Source organism: Spirosoma liriopis (genome assembly GCF_023196085.1).
GTDB classification, from domain to species: Bacteria; Bacteroidota; Bacteroidia; order Cytophagales; family Spirosomataceae; genus Spirosoma; species Spirosoma oryzicola.
In genome coordinates this window covers 259317-276641 of record NZ_JALPRF010000004.1, presented here as the reverse complement: position 1 = coordinate 276641, position 17325 = coordinate 259317, and the positions used below count along the sequence as shown (strand labels likewise).

The 17325-nt window shown below is 47.8% G+C and carries 18 protein-coding genes; 13 read left to right on the top strand and 5 right to left on the bottom strand.

Going from position 1 to position 17325, the window contains the following annotated elements:
• Positions 1–97: 97 nt before the first annotated feature.
• Entirely contained in the window at positions 98–838 is a 741-nt protein-coding gene (locus tag M0L20_RS23390) for a succinate dehydrogenase/fumarate reductase iron-sulfur subunit (protein ID WP_248479432.1), read from the bottom strand.
• 447 nt (positions 839–1285) lie between these two features.
• Here M0L20_RS23390 and M0L20_RS23385 point away from each other — a divergent pair, with 447 nt between their 5' ends.
• The 3 genes from M0L20_RS23385 (at position 1286) to M0L20_RS23375 (ending at position 2912) form a co-directional block, all read left to right on the top strand.
• Entirely contained in the window at positions 1286–1609 is a 324-nt protein-coding gene (locus M0L20_RS23385) for a response regulator (RefSeq protein WP_248479431.1), read from the top strand.
• Positions 1610–1613: 4 nt separating this feature from the next.
• The gene (locus M0L20_RS23380; protein ID WP_248479430.1) at positions 1614–1958 is read left to right on the top strand and encodes a DUF1493 family protein; all 345 of its coding nucleotides are present in this window, start codon (positions 1614–1616) and stop codon (positions 1956–1958) included.
• A 102-nt stretch (positions 1959–2060) separates the two neighbouring features.
• The gene (locus M0L20_RS23375) at positions 2061–2912 is read left to right on the top strand and encodes an SGNH/GDSL hydrolase family protein (protein ID WP_248479429.1); all 852 of its coding nucleotides are present in this window, start codon (positions 2061–2063) and stop codon (positions 2910–2912) included.
• A gap of 118 nt (positions 2913–3030) precedes the next feature.
• On the opposite strand, the gene M0L20_RS23370 is transcribed toward M0L20_RS23375, so the two are convergent.
• Positions 3031–3276 carry a hypothetical protein gene (locus tag M0L20_RS23370; RefSeq protein WP_232563123.1) on the bottom strand — a complete coding sequence of 82 codons (246 nt, stop codon included), beginning with the start codon at positions 3274–3276 and terminating at the stop codon, positions 3031–3033.
• Between the two features lie 431 nt (positions 3277–3707).
• On the opposite strand from M0L20_RS23370, the gene M0L20_RS23365 reads away from it, so the two are divergent.
• From M0L20_RS23365 to aac(6'), 10 genes are all read left to right on the top strand, one after another.
• A complete protein-coding gene (locus M0L20_RS23365; protein ID WP_248479426.1) occupies positions 3708–4859 on the top strand; it encodes a zinc-dependent alcohol dehydrogenase in 1152 nt (383 codons plus the stop codon).
• Between the two features lie 13 nt (positions 4860–4872).
• Positions 4873–5364, top strand: coding sequence for a hypothetical protein (locus M0L20_RS23360; RefSeq protein ID WP_248479424.1), 492 nt, complete (start codon positions 4873–4875; stop codon positions 5362–5364).
• 268 nt (positions 5365–5632) lie between these two features.
• Positions 5633–7483, top strand: coding sequence for a glycoside hydrolase family 2 protein (locus M0L20_RS23355; RefSeq protein ID WP_248479422.1), 1851 nt, complete (start codon positions 5633–5635; stop codon positions 7481–7483).
• Between the two features lie 30 nt (positions 7484–7513).
• The gene (locus M0L20_RS23350; protein ID WP_248479420.1) at positions 7514–7924 is read left to right on the top strand and encodes a hypothetical protein; all 411 of its coding nucleotides are present in this window, start codon (positions 7514–7516) and stop codon (positions 7922–7924) included.
• A 382-nt stretch (positions 7925–8306) separates the two neighbouring features.
• Positions 8307–9149 carry a class I SAM-dependent methyltransferase gene (locus M0L20_RS23345; protein ID WP_248479418.1) on the top strand — a complete coding sequence of 281 codons (843 nt, stop codon included), beginning with the start codon at positions 8307–8309 and terminating at the stop codon, positions 9147–9149.
• Between the two features lie 337 nt (positions 9150–9486).
• Positions 9487–11406 (top strand): tetratricopeptide repeat-containing sensor histidine kinase, encoded by a 1920-nt coding sequence (locus M0L20_RS23340; RefSeq protein ID WP_248479416.1) that lies wholly within the window; start codon positions 9487–9489, stop codon positions 11404–11406.
• Between the two features lie 76 nt (positions 11407–11482).
• A complete protein-coding gene (locus M0L20_RS23335; RefSeq protein ID WP_248479415.1) occupies positions 11483–12127 on the top strand; it encodes a response regulator transcription factor in 645 nt (214 codons plus the stop codon).
• A gap of 40 nt (positions 12128–12167) precedes the next feature.
• On the top strand, positions 12168–12902 hold the full coding sequence (locus M0L20_RS23330; protein WP_248479414.1) for a hypothetical protein: 735 nt from the start codon (positions 12168–12170) through the stop codon (positions 12900–12902).
• A gap of 19 nt (positions 12903–12921) precedes the next feature.
• Positions 12922–13989, top strand: coding sequence for a DUF3592 domain-containing protein (locus M0L20_RS23325; RefSeq protein WP_248479413.1), 1068 nt, complete (start codon positions 12922–12924; stop codon positions 13987–13989).
• Positions 13990–14042: 53 nt separating this feature from the next.
• Positions 14043–14486: an aminoglycoside 6'-N-acetyltransferase gene (gene aac(6'), locus M0L20_RS23320; RefSeq protein ID WP_248479412.1), complete on the top strand. Its 444-nt coding sequence runs from the start codon at positions 14043–14045 to the stop codon at positions 14484–14486.
• Between the two features lie 22 nt (positions 14487–14508).
• Here the strand turns inward: aac(6') and M0L20_RS23315 are convergent, their stop codons facing one another.
• The 3 genes from M0L20_RS23315 to M0L20_RS23305 all read right to left on the bottom strand — a co-directional run bounded on the left by M0L20_RS23315 (position 14509) and on the right by M0L20_RS23305 (position 17319).
• Entirely contained in the window at positions 14509–15297 is a 789-nt protein-coding gene (locus M0L20_RS23315; RefSeq protein ID WP_232563112.1) for a hypothetical protein, read from the bottom strand.
• Positions 15298–15434: 137 nt separating this feature from the next.
• Positions 15435–16157 (bottom strand): DUF3784 domain-containing protein, encoded by a 723-nt coding sequence (locus M0L20_RS23310; protein WP_248479411.1) that lies wholly within the window; start codon positions 16155–16157, stop codon positions 15435–15437.
• Positions 16158–16254: 97 nt separating this feature from the next.
• Positions 16255–17319: an AI-2E family transporter gene (locus M0L20_RS23305; protein ID WP_248479410.1), complete on the bottom strand. Its 1065-nt coding sequence runs from the start codon at positions 17317–17319 to the stop codon at positions 16255–16257.
• Between the last annotated feature and the right edge of the window lie 6 nt (positions 17320–17325).

The following is a 17325-nucleotide window of genomic DNA, read 5'->3' as shown; positions in this document are numbered from 1 at the left end:
AGGTGACTGACTGCTTCGTGTACCCAAAAAGCAGATGAATAAACTACGGATCATCTGATATCGCTGACTTTTCTCTTTAAGCACAAACGATACGTTACTAATGAAGCTTAGCGCCCAAATATTCCCGGTTCAACCGTGTGATGACTTCTAGGGGTATTGATGCGGGACATTCAACGGCGCAGGCACCGATAAATGAACATGCGCCAAAACCTTCGGAATCCATTTGAGCCACCATTCGTTCGGCACGCTCGCGACGCTCGGCTTGGCCCTGGGGAATCAAGGCAAAGCGGGAGATCTGCGCACCGACAAACAACATAGCCGACGCGTTTTTACAGGCAGCGGCACACGCTCCACAAGCAATGCAAGCAGCAGCATCCATCGTCATTTCCTGAGTCTGACGCGAAATCAAAATTTCATTTGCCTCCGGTGCCGAACCTGTGTTAACAGAAATATAGCCTCCCACCTGTACGATGCGATCAAAGGCTGAACGGTCAGTTGATAAATCTTTAATGACGGGAAACGCCCTTGACCGCCAAGGTTCCACGATGATGGTATCGCCGTCGTTGAAGCTACGCATGTATAATTGACAAACGGCGGCACCAGTCTGAGGACCATGAGCCCGACCATTGACATACATTGCGCAGGAACCGCAAATACCTTCGCGACAATCGTGGTCAAAAGCTACCGGCTCCTCACCCTTCATCGTTAACTGGCCGTTCAGGATATCGAACATCTCCAGAAATGACATGTCTGAATCGATATTAGCCAGTTTGTACTCGACTAATTTTCCAGGTTTACTTGTACTCTTCTGTCGCCAGACTTTTAGCGTTATATTCATGGAATCGATTGTTAATAAGAGGAGCTACGTTGAACTACGTTAAGTTTCAGCCAGTCTGTTGGGTGGACTTTGTTGATACCGAAACCAGCTTTTATACCTCTCTTACGCCCAATCGATTGTCCTAACTTTATTTTAATGAGGTAATGGTAATCTCACAAATCGCCTGGTATTAAGACAAAAAAGTCAGAGGAACCATGCAGGAAACCTGCGCTCATTTGTCTTCATTCGGATAGGAAGCGTTGCTTTGTTTATCGATTAAGTTGTTAAAAATCACCTATTGTATTATTTTTATACGATCAAGGCGGGTGTGTACACCCGATAAGCTAGCTACCGATTAACTTGTATAATGACTTTACAATCCGCACCGTGCGTGTTTCTGGTCGATGATGATGAAGACGACCGATTTTTAGTACAACAGGTTTTAAGCAGTACAACCCTGAATTTACATTGAAGTCGTTTTTCAATGGACAGGAACTGCTCAACGCTTTAGCTGTTACCACCCGCTTACCCAAGTTAGTTCTACTCGATCTGAACATGCCATTCATGGGTGGACTTGAAGCGCTCGCGTTCCTCCGCAAGGACGCCAAGTACGACACCATGCCCATTGTCATCTTGACAACCTCGGATAATTATGCGGACAAGCAGCGGGCAACTGAGCTGAAAGCCAATGATTTTTTCACGAAGCCGGGTGCTATTGATGAATTAAACCAACTTCTGCTGAAGCTTCGCCATAAATGGCTGATCGATCAGAATACAACTAATCCGGTCTAGTGCTGTGGAATCTTGCGCTGTCTTACCGGAGGTGATCAGTTTCGTGGAGAAAATTCGAGGGAGCCATTCCTTTCCATTAAGCGGCAAAACGACGCTGGAGAAAGATCTGCGGATGACGGGTGATGATGCGTATGAATTCATGGCCGCTTTCTTCGACGAGTTTTCAATTGATCCAACGGGTTTCGATAGTACCATGTACTTCTATCCGGAAGGATTGGACCTTATCGGTTTAAGTTTCCTTGTCAGAAAGATCGCGGGTTTACCACCACTGACGAGACCCGTTTACGACATAACGCTTGCCGATCTCAGTAAAGCCGTTCTAACGCGCACATGGCCCAAGCTGATTTAGTTTTAGTAAATTAAACATGATGCCGACAAATCGTATTTTACGAATGGCGTTGTTGGTGACTTTACGATTTCTGTATAGCTTGAGCGGTCTTAACTGACCCGTATGAAAAAGCTGTTCCTGCTCCTGACCCTGGCTTGTCTGATCAGTTCGTCCAAACCCAATGAAATTAGCTGGGTAGCAATTGGCGACTCGATTACTTATCTGAACGATCATCTGGATGAAACCGAAAATCGAGTAACGAAGGGTTACATGACGCGCGTGGTAGAAAAACTACCATTTATTCGTTACACAAATCAAGGGCATAACGGATGGACTTCGGGCGGCATTGCCCGTTCTATTGATACCCTGGGATTAGTCAAAGCGGACATTTACTCGGTCTTTCTCGGTACAAATGACTGGTGGGCTGGCCGCCCCCTGGGCCGGCTGGATGACTACCAACGCAGCACCGGAAATAATACCGTCTATGGATCTTTCCGCATTATTATCAATAAGCTCCGTGCGCTGAATCCTCAGGCATCCATTATCCTGATCACCCCGATGCAGCGGGTGGACTTTGTGTACCTGTTCAGTTTTAAAAACAATGCCTACGGCTCTTATCGGAAAAAGAATGGGCAGCATCTTGAATCGTTTGCAAAGGCCATTGACTCGATTGGACACTACGAACATTTACCCGTAGTTGATCTTTTTCACCTGCGCGGTTTGCAACTAAAGAAGCTGGTGAACTACAAGCGATTGAAAGACCCGCAACGAGGTGTATACACCAATTATCCTTATCCGGCATTCACCGATGTACCGTTCAATCCTGCGACGGATGAATACCCTTACCCGGTCGGAGCTATCAATAAAACGTACGACGGTTTGCACCCTTCGGACAAAGGATACGCCTTGATTAGCCGCGAGCTAATCAAGGTTTTAAAGAAATATAAAAATGGTAAGGAGCTAGCACCCCGGTAAGAAGTAATTAAAGTACATCCTTACTCATCGCTAGCTAAAGACTTGATTTTGAGTACTAATGAGTAAGGGGCTTGCTCACAGCATACAAGCCTACCTGAACAAATTTCATAAACCAGGGCTAGTCTTCATCCAAGGACAAGATTACTTCTACGTAATAATTCATGTCTTGCGTAAAAATAGTTTGGCTCCCTTCGACTAAGAACCAAACACCGTTGTATTCATCCTTAGAAAACACCAGTTCACCACTCGCGTCCTTGAGCGTTTCGACGCTGAAATGGACCCCAGTTCCTTTCTGAGGGATATGGTCCATTTGTTTGGGTATAGACTGTACCCGGTTGGGGTTAAATGTAAATAAAACATTCATAGGAGGTTAAATTAAGTGTGTTTGTAATCAGTAAACAAATTCCTCAATTATAGTAACTTTTTATTTAGCTATTTCGATTAGAGTGTATATTTTTTTATAAAGTTTCACTACCTGCCTATTTTATCAAAGAATCACGCATTATTGTCTGTAAAAAACGTAAATCGTTTCGTCAATTCATCAAGGAGTTAAGCGTTATAGACCTTTTTCTTTGGGATAATGGCGGACCCGCATCAGGAAACGGGAAGTACCGTTCCCTTATTTCTGCTCGTTGAATACGAACGTCTCAACCGACTACCGGTTTATTGGTCACTTCGTACGTTAACTATTGTCACGAAAGCATGTCCTGTGCCCTGCTTATACAGGTTGGTTAGCATGGATTAATGTGTCCATCTAATCAGTGATGATAGTAAAACATAAACCGATTGAGACTTATGCTGGCCATGAATTACCGAGGCCCACAACGGGTTCGTATCGACCAAAAACCTTATCCTGAAATAAAGCATCCTCAGGATGCTATCGTGCGAGTAACTCGCTCCTGTATTTGTGGGTCGGATCTTCATCTCTATAACGGCAACGTGCCGGATACCCGCGTTGGTATGACCTTCGGGCATGAGTTTACGGGCATTGTCGAAGAAATAGGTCCCGAAGTACAGAAGCTCAAAGTCGGTGATCATGTACTTGTCCCGTTCAATATTGCCTGTGGAAAGTGTGCCTTTTGTCAGCAGGGCCTGTACGGCAATTGTCATGAATCAAATACGCAAGCTTCAGCAGTCGGCGGTATTTTTGGTTATTCGCACACCGCTGGCGGATACGATGGCGGACAAGCTGAATACGTACGCGTTCCTTATGCAGACGTTAGCCCTAGCGTTATTCCCCCAGGCATGGACCCGGACGATGCGGTTATGTTGACCGATGTGGTACCGACTGGCTACCAGGCCGCTGAAATGGCGGGCATTCAGCCCGGTGATACCGTAGTTGTTTTTGGAGCGGGTCCGGTAGGTATAATGGCTGCCCGATGTGCCTGGTTGTTTGGGGCCGGTCGGGTTATCGTACTCGATCATGTAGAGTACCGATTGGAGTTCGTTCGAGATTATGCGCCCTGTGAAGCGTATAATTTTAAAGAAATGGACGACCCCGTGGTATTCATTAAAAAAACGACCGACTGGATGGGGGCCGATGTGTGCATCGATGCCGTCGGTGCCGAAGCCGCAGGAAGTCCATTACAGACCATTACCGGACGTAAGCTGCTGATTCAGGCGGGTTCGGCCACTGCGCTCCACTGGGCCATCAATTCGGTTAAAAAAGGAGGTATAGTTTCGGTTGTGGGCGTGTACGGCCCTACTGACAACTTGGTTCCGATTGGCAATGTGGTCAACAAAGGCATTACGATCCGGGCGAACCAGGCTTCGGTAAAGCGCCTTCTGCCGCGCTTGATTGAACACGTGCAGAACGGAGTTATTAACCCGAAAGCACTGATCACGCACCGCGTTCCGCTGGAAGAAGTTGCCGATGCTTATCGCATTTTTTCCGATAAGCTGGACAATTGCATCAAACCCGTTCTCATTCCACCTTCAGCCAGATAATCAGGAAAGCATTATGGAAAACAAAGATTATTCGCATATTCCAGGTTGGGGAATAGACATCGATCCCAAGAACGATCCAACGTATCCGATTAAGCACCGCACCGATGCCGAACAGAAAGGATACAGCTGGGAGCGTCCGCCCCAGCAACCGGTTGATATAGAAGTGTTACGCTCCATTGAGCGCCCGAACGTTAGCGCGGTTTTTGGAACATCGGTTCCGCCCTCAGGCTTAAGCGGACAGATCCGGCGGTACGCATTTCGCAGCAGTGAATCCGAATACGGTCATTGGCTGCCTTTGATACTAGCTGACCGCATCGGTGCCGTAGAAGGGGTCATTGACGATTTGAAAAAGGGGCACATCCCTAACATCTTCGCCGAAAGGGGCTGGAAAGCACAATGGCAGCACAACCGGAAAGGATTAGTCCAAAAAATCCTGATCGGAGCGGTGATAACTACCGCTGTTGTTGCCCTGCTGTCGAGAAAAAACGATTCCCAAGAGGACTAACCGCATTTGTAGACACACGCTTCAAACCTGAAAGCAGACATTGTTACAATCTGACGCTATAACCATCTGGCTTCAGGTTGTAACATTTTTTTTAGCCAGCTGCATTTTCAAGTCGGTTTTGCAGAGGCCACAAAACTGCCTGAATAGCTGATACCCTGACTTTTATGTAGGTAGTCTCTCAATACACCAGGAAACAAACGTATTGCGTAACTGGCTGCGTGAAACAGTACAGGCTAAAGGGCGGTTTTCATTATTTCGCCCTAGACATATGGAAGTTAAACCACCTAACACCAGTTTTTCGGCTAGTCGTTCCGATACCACCGTTGCCGAACCAATCAATGAACTACCCCGGTCGGTCCTCCGGCCAAATACTTACCTGCTGCTTGATGGGGAATGGAAATTTGCTCTGGACCCCGAAGATAAAGGCTTACACGAACGGTGGTATGTTCGCTACTCGTTCGACGGAACCGCGCATTGGCCTGGTTCAATCGAGGCTCACATGGCGCAGGCAAAAGGACAAAATACACCAAGCACCTGGCAGGATAAGGTGGTAGCCTGGTACGAACGGGAGTTTTCGTTGCCTAACCGCAGCGAACCGCTTTCCCGCTCGATGATCCAACTCACCTTTGGGGCTTGTGGCTACGAAACCCGCGTTTGGCTCAATGGACACCCGCTTAAAACCATCGAAGACGAAGAGATCCATTTGGGCGAATACACCTCGTTTTCATACGAGCTTCCCGAAGAATGTTTACGGCAGCACAACCGGCTGACGGTTCGCATTGCGGACACGATGGACGCTGAGATCCCACGGGGAAAGCAGGAGTCGCACGTCTACAAACGCGGTGGTATCTGGTACCAGACGTACACGGGGGCTGTTCGGAGTGTTTGGCTCGAAACCGTCGAACGGAACCGGCTCCGTTCGCGGGTGGGTGTGGTTAGTGTCGTCGAAGATCGGCTGGTTCGGTTCAGCGTCCTGACGCGCATCCATGACCCTGGCGATTACACACTCCGGCTACAAGCGTTCGATCTGCAAGAAACCGAACTACTGGCTACCTCCGATTATCCACTGCGGTTAGAGGCCGGTCAAAAACAGCAGCGAGTAGTGCTTGACATGGAAGGTGCCGAGTTATGGTCGCCCGAATCGCCAACGCGGTACAAACTGGTGGCTCAGTTGATTGACTCAGAAGGGTACGTCGCCCAGATTGAAACCGAATTTGGCTTACGAAAAATCGAAGCCCGTGGCCGTTATATTTACCTGAACAACAAGCCGATCTATCTGGACGGTATTCTCTACCAGCCGGGTACGGCTACGTACGAGGAAATGCAGCGGCACATGCTGGCTATGAAAGAGCTGGGCTGCAATCTGGTACGGGTTCACATTGCCGGTGTTGATCCCCGGATATACAATTTGGCGGATAAGCTAGGGTTACTACTCTGGGTCGAGGTGCCAAGTCCCCATAGTTCAACCACGCGAAGTCGTCAAAACCACCGGGCTGAACTTTTGCGCATGGTCTCTCTGATCAGTACGCATCCGTCGGTTGTCATCTGGAGTCTTTACAACGAAGACTGGGGAGCGCAGGACATTGCCGTCAACCCTGAAACGCGACAGTACATCATGGATATGTACCATTTCATGCAAATCGCTTATCCACAATACCTGGTAGTCGACAACGATGGATGGCATCATATCTCGTATGAGGGGCGCTTGAAATCCGATTTGCTGACCGCTCACCTTTACACGCCTGATTTGACGCGTTGGCGTGAGCTGCTTGGTCGTTTAACGGCGGGCGAACTTATCGGTGTGGCTGCTTTTCCGCTGGTAGTTGGCGATCCTTTTTTCTACCGTCGGCAGGTACCTTTACTGGTGAGCGAATGGGGTGGCTTTGGTTTTGCCGACTACGGCGGCCCCAACGAATCGGAAGATCGGGCAGAGCGCATTCGACAATTCAAAGAAGAACTACGCCAGCATCCCGTTGCGGGTGATATTTACACGCAGGCAACGAATATTGAAGATGAACGAAACGGATTGATTGATCCGCAGACAGGTGAGTTAACAGTACCCGCCGGTCTGCTCAATTCGCGGAATACACATCAAATAACAACGCAGCCGACACCCTAGTTGAGCAACGAGAAAACGAATACTAAAGCGATGAAAAATTTGCTCTTATTTTTGCCGTTGATGGTTATTGGGTTGGCTGTCAACGGCCAAACTAAACCGGCGGCTACTCCGCAAGCGGTTATTTCCGTCATTGAAGGAATTACCGCTAAGCAATTTCAGCCCGACACCGCTTTTGCGGCTTTGACAGAAGAGGACGAAACGTTGCTTACAAAGGAGCCTATAGCTAACTGGGGGCTGGCTCAGGAATCGGGCAATATGGTTTATTACAATCTGATCATCGGTACCCGATCTTATCAATTGCTTATTGTTCGTCTACCCAAAGCTTCTTTACCAACGGCTACGTTGCTCCGGTTCACCAATCCAAAATCGAAACCTGAGCCGATTGCTCGTGGCACGCTAAAGCCAAAAGAGGAAAAACCCAAGCAGGAACCTAAATCTTGAGAAGGTTCTAACAATTTATTTACGCATAAAAGTCAAAAGCCTCTGCTTTGCTGCTCTGTTTTAAGTCAGCAAGACAGAGGTTTTTTAGTTTCTACAGAGGCTAGCAGTAGTATATTTACGTATTGCTTGTTAAAAGAAAATAATAATATAAATTTATATTACATTCGTACTGTAAACTATTTATATACAATTAAAGAAATAATAGTAGTTAATAGTGACTATTGAATTAAGTCATCGTCTTGGTATATGTATGGGAAATAGCGTAAGTACTTAGCGGAAGGCATTCACACAGCGTGCGTCCAACCTATTCATAGTCTTACTGGACTGTAGGCTATGTGCATAACGGTATTAGCCAGACGTTTCTTTAATCTATCCATTTTTAATGTTTTCCAGCTTCAATATGTTACGGCAATTTATCCCCGGTGCTTTAAAAAAGCCCATAAAAAGAACTTATACGAGTGTTGTCGATTACAGCGAGCTACTTTTTGGCTTACGTGACAGACTAACTCCTCCCCGCTCCAAGATATTTATCGGAGCGGGCGACTTCCGGGTCGTTGGTCAGGAATTCAAACAGCATTTTATTCAACTGGGTGGTTTGAAACCTAACGAATCTGTTCTCGACGTAGGGTGTGGCATTGGTAGAATGGCTGTTCCCTTAACCGACTACCTAACGTCGCCAGGAAGTTATGAGGGTTTTGATATTGTCAGTCAGGGTATCGACTGGTGCCAGCGAATGATTACTCCCCGTTTTCCCAATTTTCATTTTCAATTGGCTGATGTGTACAACAGTCATTACCATCCGAGTGGACAATATCAAGCGCATGAATACCGGTTTCCGTTCGAAGACAACCACTTTGATTTCGTTTTTTTGACGTCTGTGTTCACGCACATGCCTGTCCGGGAGACTGCTCATTACATTGCAGAAATCAGTCGCGTGCTTAAACCCGGTGGTCGCTGCTTCGCTACGTTCTTTTTGCTCAACGAGGAGTCGCGCAGACTCATGGCAGAAAAAACAAGTCAATACAATTTCCAGTACGAATTAGAGGGCCGTTATATTTTTAACCCGTTGGATCCGGATCTGGGTACGGCCTTTGATGAGTCCTGGGTAACAGACACCTTAAATCAGCATGGGTTATCCGCTCGTACCTCGATCTATCCCGGTCGTTGGTGTGGTCGAAAAGATGCCACTACCTTCCAAGACATTGTCGTAGCCTATAAACGCTAAGGCTGTCTAAACAACTCGCTATCTACCAAACGGTTGCCACATCGAACCCAGGACGCTGATCGATGTAGCAACCGTTTGCTTTTCTGAAAATACTGCGTGTAGATCAGTAGGTTTGGCTTCGGAATTACCGTAGCCTAAAACAATCAACTAGTAGATAATAATTTGTTGCTTTTTGTACTGCAATAAACGACATACGGATTAGTGCTACCGTTCTGAATCGTTATGGGTCCTGCGCTCTTGACTATAGCAAGAACAAAGGACCAGTTCAGCGATTTAAAAATAGGCATGAGCGTATCTGCAATCCGTTTATTGAACAATCTCCATACCATAATTTACCATGATGACGGGTCGGAATTTGTCTTTTACATTAGCCGGATTACTGGTTAGCTTTTCCTGCTTGGCGCAGGTCCCTTCTTCAACAACATCCGATTCGTTACTTACCTACCTGCGTACGCATGCATCAACTGATACGACTTACGTCCGGGTAATGGATAAGGTGATTTATACTCGAATTTACCAGAAAGCGGATTATGCCCGCGCCGATTCGATGAGCAGGCAAATGGCCGACGTAGCCAACCGACTCAACGACTGGTTTGGGGTGGTGCGTGCGTATCGAAACCGGGGAATGGTGAGTTACCTGACAGCAAATTACGAACAGGCACTCGGCCATTTCAAGAAAACCCTGGACGTTGCTGAGCAGCACAACCTACCTCCTTCTGTTATTTATGGTGCGCTGGGTAACGTTGCTGTCGGTTACGAGAAGGTTGGAAACGACCCAATGGTTCTGCAAACGGCGTTAAAGGCTATTCAGCTACAGGAACAGTATAATCTGCGGCCACGTGTACCGACAACCCACCGACTCGTAGGGGGTACACTCGTCAAGCTGGGTAAAATACAACAGGCACTTCCTTACTATCGCGAAGCGGGCGTGATATTTCGTGAAAATGGTGATCTGCGCGGTATCGCCATTTTCGAAAATCAGTTGGGTGATCTGTACAACGATATCAAACAACCGCAGCGGGCGTTACCTCATTTCCAGGAATGCTTAAAGCTAGGCAAACAGCTTCATTTTGAGCTGCTTCAGTTTGATGCGCTCGATGGGTTAGCTACCTCGCTACGGATGCTCAATAAACCCGGTGAAGGATTACCCTACGCACAGCGAGCTTTACAAATTGCTCAAAAAGAGCATAATAAGCTGGCCATTAGCACGATTTACGCGACAATAGCCACGCTGTACCAGGCAAAAAAAGAATACGTTCAGGCCGAGGACTACCTGAAAAAAGCATTGGCACTAGCCGAAGAAAACGATTACAAAGACGAACGAAAGAAGTTCGTCCAGCAGATGGCGGATTTGTACGGTGAACAAAATAAATACCACCTCGCCTACGCGTTTCAGCTCAAGAAAAATAAACAGGTTGATTCAGCCACTACGGTGCGGACCAACGCCGAAGTACAGCGATTGGTTGCCAAGTACGAAACCGAAAAAAAAGAAGCGCAGATTAAACTACTCCAACAGGAGACACTGCTAAGACGTCAGGAAGCCGAGCGGACCCGATTCATGCTTATTGGCAGTGTTCTACTATTGCTGCTGGGTGTTGCCGCCAGTGCCTGGTTACTAAACCGATCTAAACTCCGGCGTCTCGAAGAAGCACAGACGCTTCGTAAGCAGATTGCTCATGATCTCCACGATGAAGTCGGAAGTACACTGAGTAGTATTTCGCTGCTCAGCGGCATGGTTAACGGGCTTATTGCCCAAAATCGACCGGAACAGGTCGAACGGGCTATCCAGAAAATTAATACGGACGCCCGGCAGATTCTGGAATCAATCGATGAAATTATCTGGACCATCAATCCGGGGAATGACTCGCTGCACCGTATCGCGCTGCGGCTTCAGGAGTACGCCCAGCCACTGATGGAGTCCAAAGGCATCGAGTTCCGCTTTACGGTCGATGCCTCACTTGACCAGTTCCCCGTTCCGATGGAAGTGCGTCGCAATCTGTACCTGATTGGCAAAGAGGCCATTAATAATCTGATTAAATATTCGCAGGCAACGCAGGCTGTTTTACGCTTTGAGTACCAGAACGAACAGTTGAAAATCCTGATCGAAGACAATGGGAAAGGGTTTGAGCCAGACCCTTCGAGTCAGCGAACGGGCCAGACCAGTATGCACCAACGGGCGCAGGCTATCGGCGGTCACTTGGCCGTCCAATCGGCACCCGGTCAGGGAACGCGGCTACAACTGGTGGTTAACCCGTGACAGTCATACATTTATCCGATTTGCCCGAGTGGATTGACTCGTTACATTTGTTCACCTTTACCGGACTCACTGCACCATGATTCGCATCTCGATTTTCGATGACAACAATTCGCTGCGCGAAACGCTCGCTCTGATTTTCGATACGACCGACGATTTGATAACGGTGGGTCAATACGCTGATGCGCTCGATGTGGTTGCGAATGTCCGGTACAATCAGCCCGATGTCATTTTGATGGATATCGATATGCCCAGACGAACGGGCATTGAAGCGGTACAACTGATTCGTAAAAGCATACCGGAAGGACGCGTTCCGAAGATTTTAATGTTAACGGTTTTTGACGATGTCGAACGAATCTTCGCGGCAATCTCGGCTGGTGCCGTAGGGTATCTTCTCAAAAAAACACCGGCAGACAAAATTATCGATGCTATTCGCGAAGTAATGTCAGGGGGAGCCGCCATGACGCCCTCCATTGCCTTGAAAGTACTGGGCGCTTTTCAGCAGTCGGGTACTGCCTCACCGGACTCCTTTTTACTGACGGATAAAGAAAAGGAAGTGCTGCACCGATTGGTGGAAGGTGATAGCTATAAACTGATTGCCCACCACTGTCACATCAGCATGGGTACGGTCCGGACGCACATTGTCAACATTTATGAAAAGCTGCACGTCAATTCTAAGTCCGAAGCCGTTGCCAAAGCGTTAAAAACCGGACTCTTCAAATAAGTGTCCGCGAGTTAATTTGCTCATTGAATAACCCCAGCTCATGAATCCTGTTCACCTGTCGACCCTAGTGCTATATTGCGCGATGTTGTTAGCCTGTCAGCCGAAACCAGATTCATCATCCCGTACGGATTCGACAGATGTAACAGAAAATAAGGGTACCGTTGACGGCTCCAACGACTTCCTGATTGTTCCCGGTGAACGAGTTGGCCCTGTTACCGCCACGACGTCGGAAGTGGATCTGCTCAAGCGTCTGGGTTCGTCGGTTGTTACGGCAGGTGACACCTTGTACGGTCCAGAGGGAGACACATTTCTGGGGACCGTGCTGTATAAGGGTACTCCCGACGAAGTACAGATTACGTATAACGACGAAAAACGCACGCAACCGGAAGCAATCACAATTCGTCCTCAACTGCTTGACGATGAAGGAAACCCTATTAAGAATCTGGCTCCTTCCCGCTGGACAACAGCTGATGGATTGCGCATTGGTACAACACTCAAAGCATTAGAAAAGCGTAACGGTAAGCCATTCAAGCTATGGGGATTCGGTTGGGACTACGGCGGAGCACTATCTGACTGGCAGGGCGGCAAAATGGCTCGTTTAACCAATAATCGATTCACGCTATCCCTATCCTTGGGTCCTCCGCCTACCCGCACGCCCGCTCAGGAAAAAGCGTATAATAAGCTAATGGGTGATGGAGAATTTTTGTCGTCATCGGCTGATATGCAACTGCTCAATCCCATTGTCGAGGTGATTCGTGTTGAGTTTAGTCGATAACAATCGTTTGTGCCCAGGGATGACTACTTCTGACCTTCGACAGATCTTGAACCGAGTTGCTGAGCATACTCTTGATATCACCGAAGCCCGTCGCCAGCTACTCCTTCAGAACTCGTCTTTTCTATACCGACTCAAAAGCCTAATAACCTGGGTTGTTTTATCCTGTTTTCTGTTGACAGGCTTGTTTCTGATCCGACATGCTTATCGGGTAACCACAAGCCAACGGGCAATCGCCAGTCAGAGTCGCGAAACAAGTGGAACCGTCGTTCGGCTAGTTCCAAGAACACGGAAACGAACGGAAAATCGACTAATGGCCCCTGTCGTAACCTATCAGATCAACGAAAATCAGTATTCGTTCGAGAGCGACATTGCCTCAAGCCCGCCCGCCTATCGTATCGGAGATACCGTTACGGTTCAGTACGACCCGGAGCAGCCCGAAAAAGCTACAATTAAATCGTTCTGGTTAAGTTGGTTACCCATGCTTTTGTTTGGCGGGTTTGGTAGTCTTGTAACCCTAATTAGCGTGATCGGTGTAGTAGCACTAGTACGTAGCAAAACCCGGCAAATCAAGTTTGCTCCGGAAATGCTGCATCAACGACTGGATCAGGTAGCGACGGGTGCGATCTCCGTTGACGACGCGATTCAATACCTGTTACCCGATCAAGCAGTAACGACTGCTGATACGTCGTCTTCGAGAGTTTGGCGGCTGTTTTTGGGAGCCTTTTTACTGGTTATTATTTATTTCAGTCTGAAACAGGCCGGTACGTCATGGCGACTGCTTGTTCACGGTCAACGAACAACAGGAAAAGTTGTTGCTTTGATTCGCAGTACAAGAGGAAGTGCCAAAGCGCCCGTGTTTCGCTATTCTATTGACGGAGTTGAGTACGAACGCGTGGGAGCAACCTATTCAAGCCCACCGGCTTACGAAATTGGTGAAATTGTCACTGTTGTCTATGAATCTTCGTCACCAGCCGAAGGCGCTATTCAATCGTTTTCGGATCAATGGGGAGGGCCACTGTTTGCAATAGTACTGGCTGGTTTCTTTCTGTTCGTTTTGTTGCGTACCAAAACCAAATCAATTCGGTAAAAGAGCTTAATTTGCCACTAGTCGTTCATCGAAGGCGTAAACGGATTGTTCTGATGCGGATTGAAGAAGTAAGCGAAGATACGGTTGAGGAGTGGTTACCACTGGCGCTAGCGCTGTGGCCAGACGATTCAACCGACGAAATGCGGGAGACATTAGACAGCATTATTCAATCGTCCGGTCAAACGGGTTTTCTAGCCCGCAACGAGGGTGGACTAGCCGTTGGGTTTATCAATCTTTCGCTCCGTTCAGATTATGTACCGGGCGCAGACCGAACACCCGTTGCTTACGTAGAAGGCATTTACGTTGCGCCAGATCAGCAACAGCAGGGAATCGGTCGGGCGCTTATTGAGCGGGCCGAACAATGGGCAACGACGCAGGGGTGCAGTGAGTTGGCTTCAGACGTGATGTTGGGCAATGCACTGGGAGAAAACTTTCACAACAAAGTTGGCTTTGAGGAAGTAGAACGGGTTATTTTCTTTATCAAAAAGATTCAGTAATAAGCTAATTCTTAACGAATTGCTAGTTCAGATTGATACCAACGGTTATGCCTAACCAAGGCTTGTGCTGGTAGATCCATAAGGCGCGGTTGCGATCTGTAATCTGTTCAAAACCCAGCGCAAGCCCCGCCGAAAAACTGCGGATACTGATTATCGTTGATACCCCGTAATTGACACCCAGCGCATAATACTCGTCCTGAACCTGCCCGAGGGTGCTGAACGGATCAACTCGGGCCGAACTGATGCAGAAAAATCCACCCAGACCAACGCTGAACGTCGAGATTTCGGAACGGTGATTTTTTCGGAAATAAATCGTTCGGTAGCGCCCCAGATCGTACCGCCCGCCCATATAAACACCCACATTCAATTTGTCCTCCAACTGGCCCGGTTGATTCGCCGTACTAAATCGGTATTTGAAAGGCATGGTAAATAAGTCTATATCCAGGGCCGTAGTCTGATAGCGAAACCAGGGGCTTTTTTCTTCGATTTTGTTCAGGGTTGGGTTGTAATGTAAAAAGAAAATCGCGGACGAATCGGATTGATCGATTGTCTTCGGATCGCTGTCGGATTCGAGCAGTGTTTCGGCCAGAAATTCAACGAACAAGGTGTCGTGTTTTTGATAAAGCCCCGCTTTGGCAGGCCGGTGCAACCGCTTCGTTTGTACGCTTCCTTTTTGCGTATGTGCGTACAAATCCTGATAACGCGGTATCTGAAAAACCTGATTAAGCTGCGTTGTATCGTCGCGCTGCCGGATGCTTGCGCACGAAGAAGCCAGTAGGAAAAGCAACAGAAGGTAAAGCGTTTGTTTCATAAACAGCAGAGTGAACCAACCACCGTCTTACCTGACGGCGAAAGCGTCTTTTCGAGGTGGTTCATTCACTATACCAATTCTCGCTGGAGTTGTTCAGATGGGGTAAATTTAGACACAGACAGTGTTACAAAACAGCCTTATTGGGCTTCGAGCCACCGCGCCAACTGTTGACTCAACACGCGCACGCTTGTTTTGTCGTGGTTATAGTAAATATCACCTTTCGCACTCGTGATCAGCAAAAAGGGGCTTGCCTGTTTATTGACAAACAACCAGACTGTTCGTCCGTCTTTCGTCTTGAAACGCCCTTTTGCATAATCTCCTGCCGCGAAGCCATTTGCTTTATAGGCTATCGCAGGGAGTTGGTTGACCAGTTTCTGTTTGTAAACGTCGTGCCGGTTCAACGCGAATCCGTAAGAACCCGCTATTTCCAACGTTTGCCCGTTTATAATTAGCTCACTGCTTTTAAGATCCTTGAGGCTACTAATAATCAGCACGACGATCACAAGGACCAGTAGGCCCACCGTCAGATAAGACCCTACTTTCTGCTGGGTAGGCCCTTGGTAGAACGATGTTCCCCGGATTAAAAAATACAAATAAGCGACCAGCGGATAAACGGTCATAAATAAGCTGGCCCAATTGTTATTTTTCAAACTAAGCAACCAGACACCGCCCAGCAACGACAGCGCCAGCGTAAGGTGAAATCGTTTGAAAAATTTCAGGTAAGCATCAATCGATACAGCTTGCCGATCCTGCTCTGACATCGTGTTATAACCCGTCAGAATGTATTGCGCGTTGCTTTTGGTAACGATAAAACCAAGCAACCCGAAGATGATGGACAAAATACAAGCGACAATGAGCATGACCAATTGGTACTAGTAAAGATTACCCGTTTATCAAAAGCAGTGTCATACATGCGAACTACTATGGTTGCGGCTTAATGGCTGCTGCAAGGGCTAATCAGGGCGCTACCTGTACCGAATCGTCGTCAAGAATATCCTGCACGTAGACCATCTTAACAATTACCATAATTATTGCCATAATAGGCGTTGCCAGGGTCAGACCCAGCAAACCGCCGAATGCGCCAATTACCAGCTGAGAGCCAAATACCAAAGCGGGCGGCATGTTGATCATCTTTTTCTGAACCAGTGGCGTGGCTACACTGCTCTCAATTGTCTGAACAGAAAGGTATAAAATCAGCACGTAAAGCACTTGATCCATACCGTCGAGAGAAGCCAGCAGCAGCGCCGGAAATAGAGCAATAATTGGTCCCAGATTCGGAATAAACGAAATCAGTCCGGCAAATAGAGCCAGTACTCCCGCCAGTCGAACGCCCAGTGCCCACAAACCAATCGCCGTCAGGATGCCGACAACAGCCATTGAAAAAAGCTGACCCAGAAGCCAGCTAACGAGTGTATGGTTCAGCGTATCCAGGATTTCGGCCGTTCGTTTTTTCCCGGCTTTCGGTACCAACAGAATAATCCCATCTCGGTATAGCTTAGGATCAACGACAATAAACGCAGCCATGAATAACACCACGTAGATATTGCTCAGCGCACCGAATGTACCGGACAAAATGCCCGACGCCTGTGCCATCAACTTTGCGCTATTTTGTTGAATCTCTTCAACCGACGGAATATTGCTCAGTAGCTGCTGACCCAGGCTGGAGGATTCCAGTTGATTGCGAACGGCTTCCAAAGCCTGCGGAGCCTGTTGCTTAAACTGAACAATCTGCTCGCTGATTCGGGCGGCTAATAACCAGACCATTCCGCTCAGCAAAGCCAGCACACCCAGGATAACCAGAATCAGGCTAAGCCCTTCTTTCAGACCAGTTGTCTCGTGCAGTTTGCGAGCCGCTGCCCGCAGAGGAAGAGCTACCAGTAGAGCCGCGATAAGGAGCAAAAAAACGTCGAAGCTGATGATAAACAAGCTAACGATCGCTGCAAACAAAATTGTGATACCGACGGCAATAGAGACGCGTTGGCCGAACAGACCATTATCCGAGGGCGATGAGTACTTATCCATAAAAAG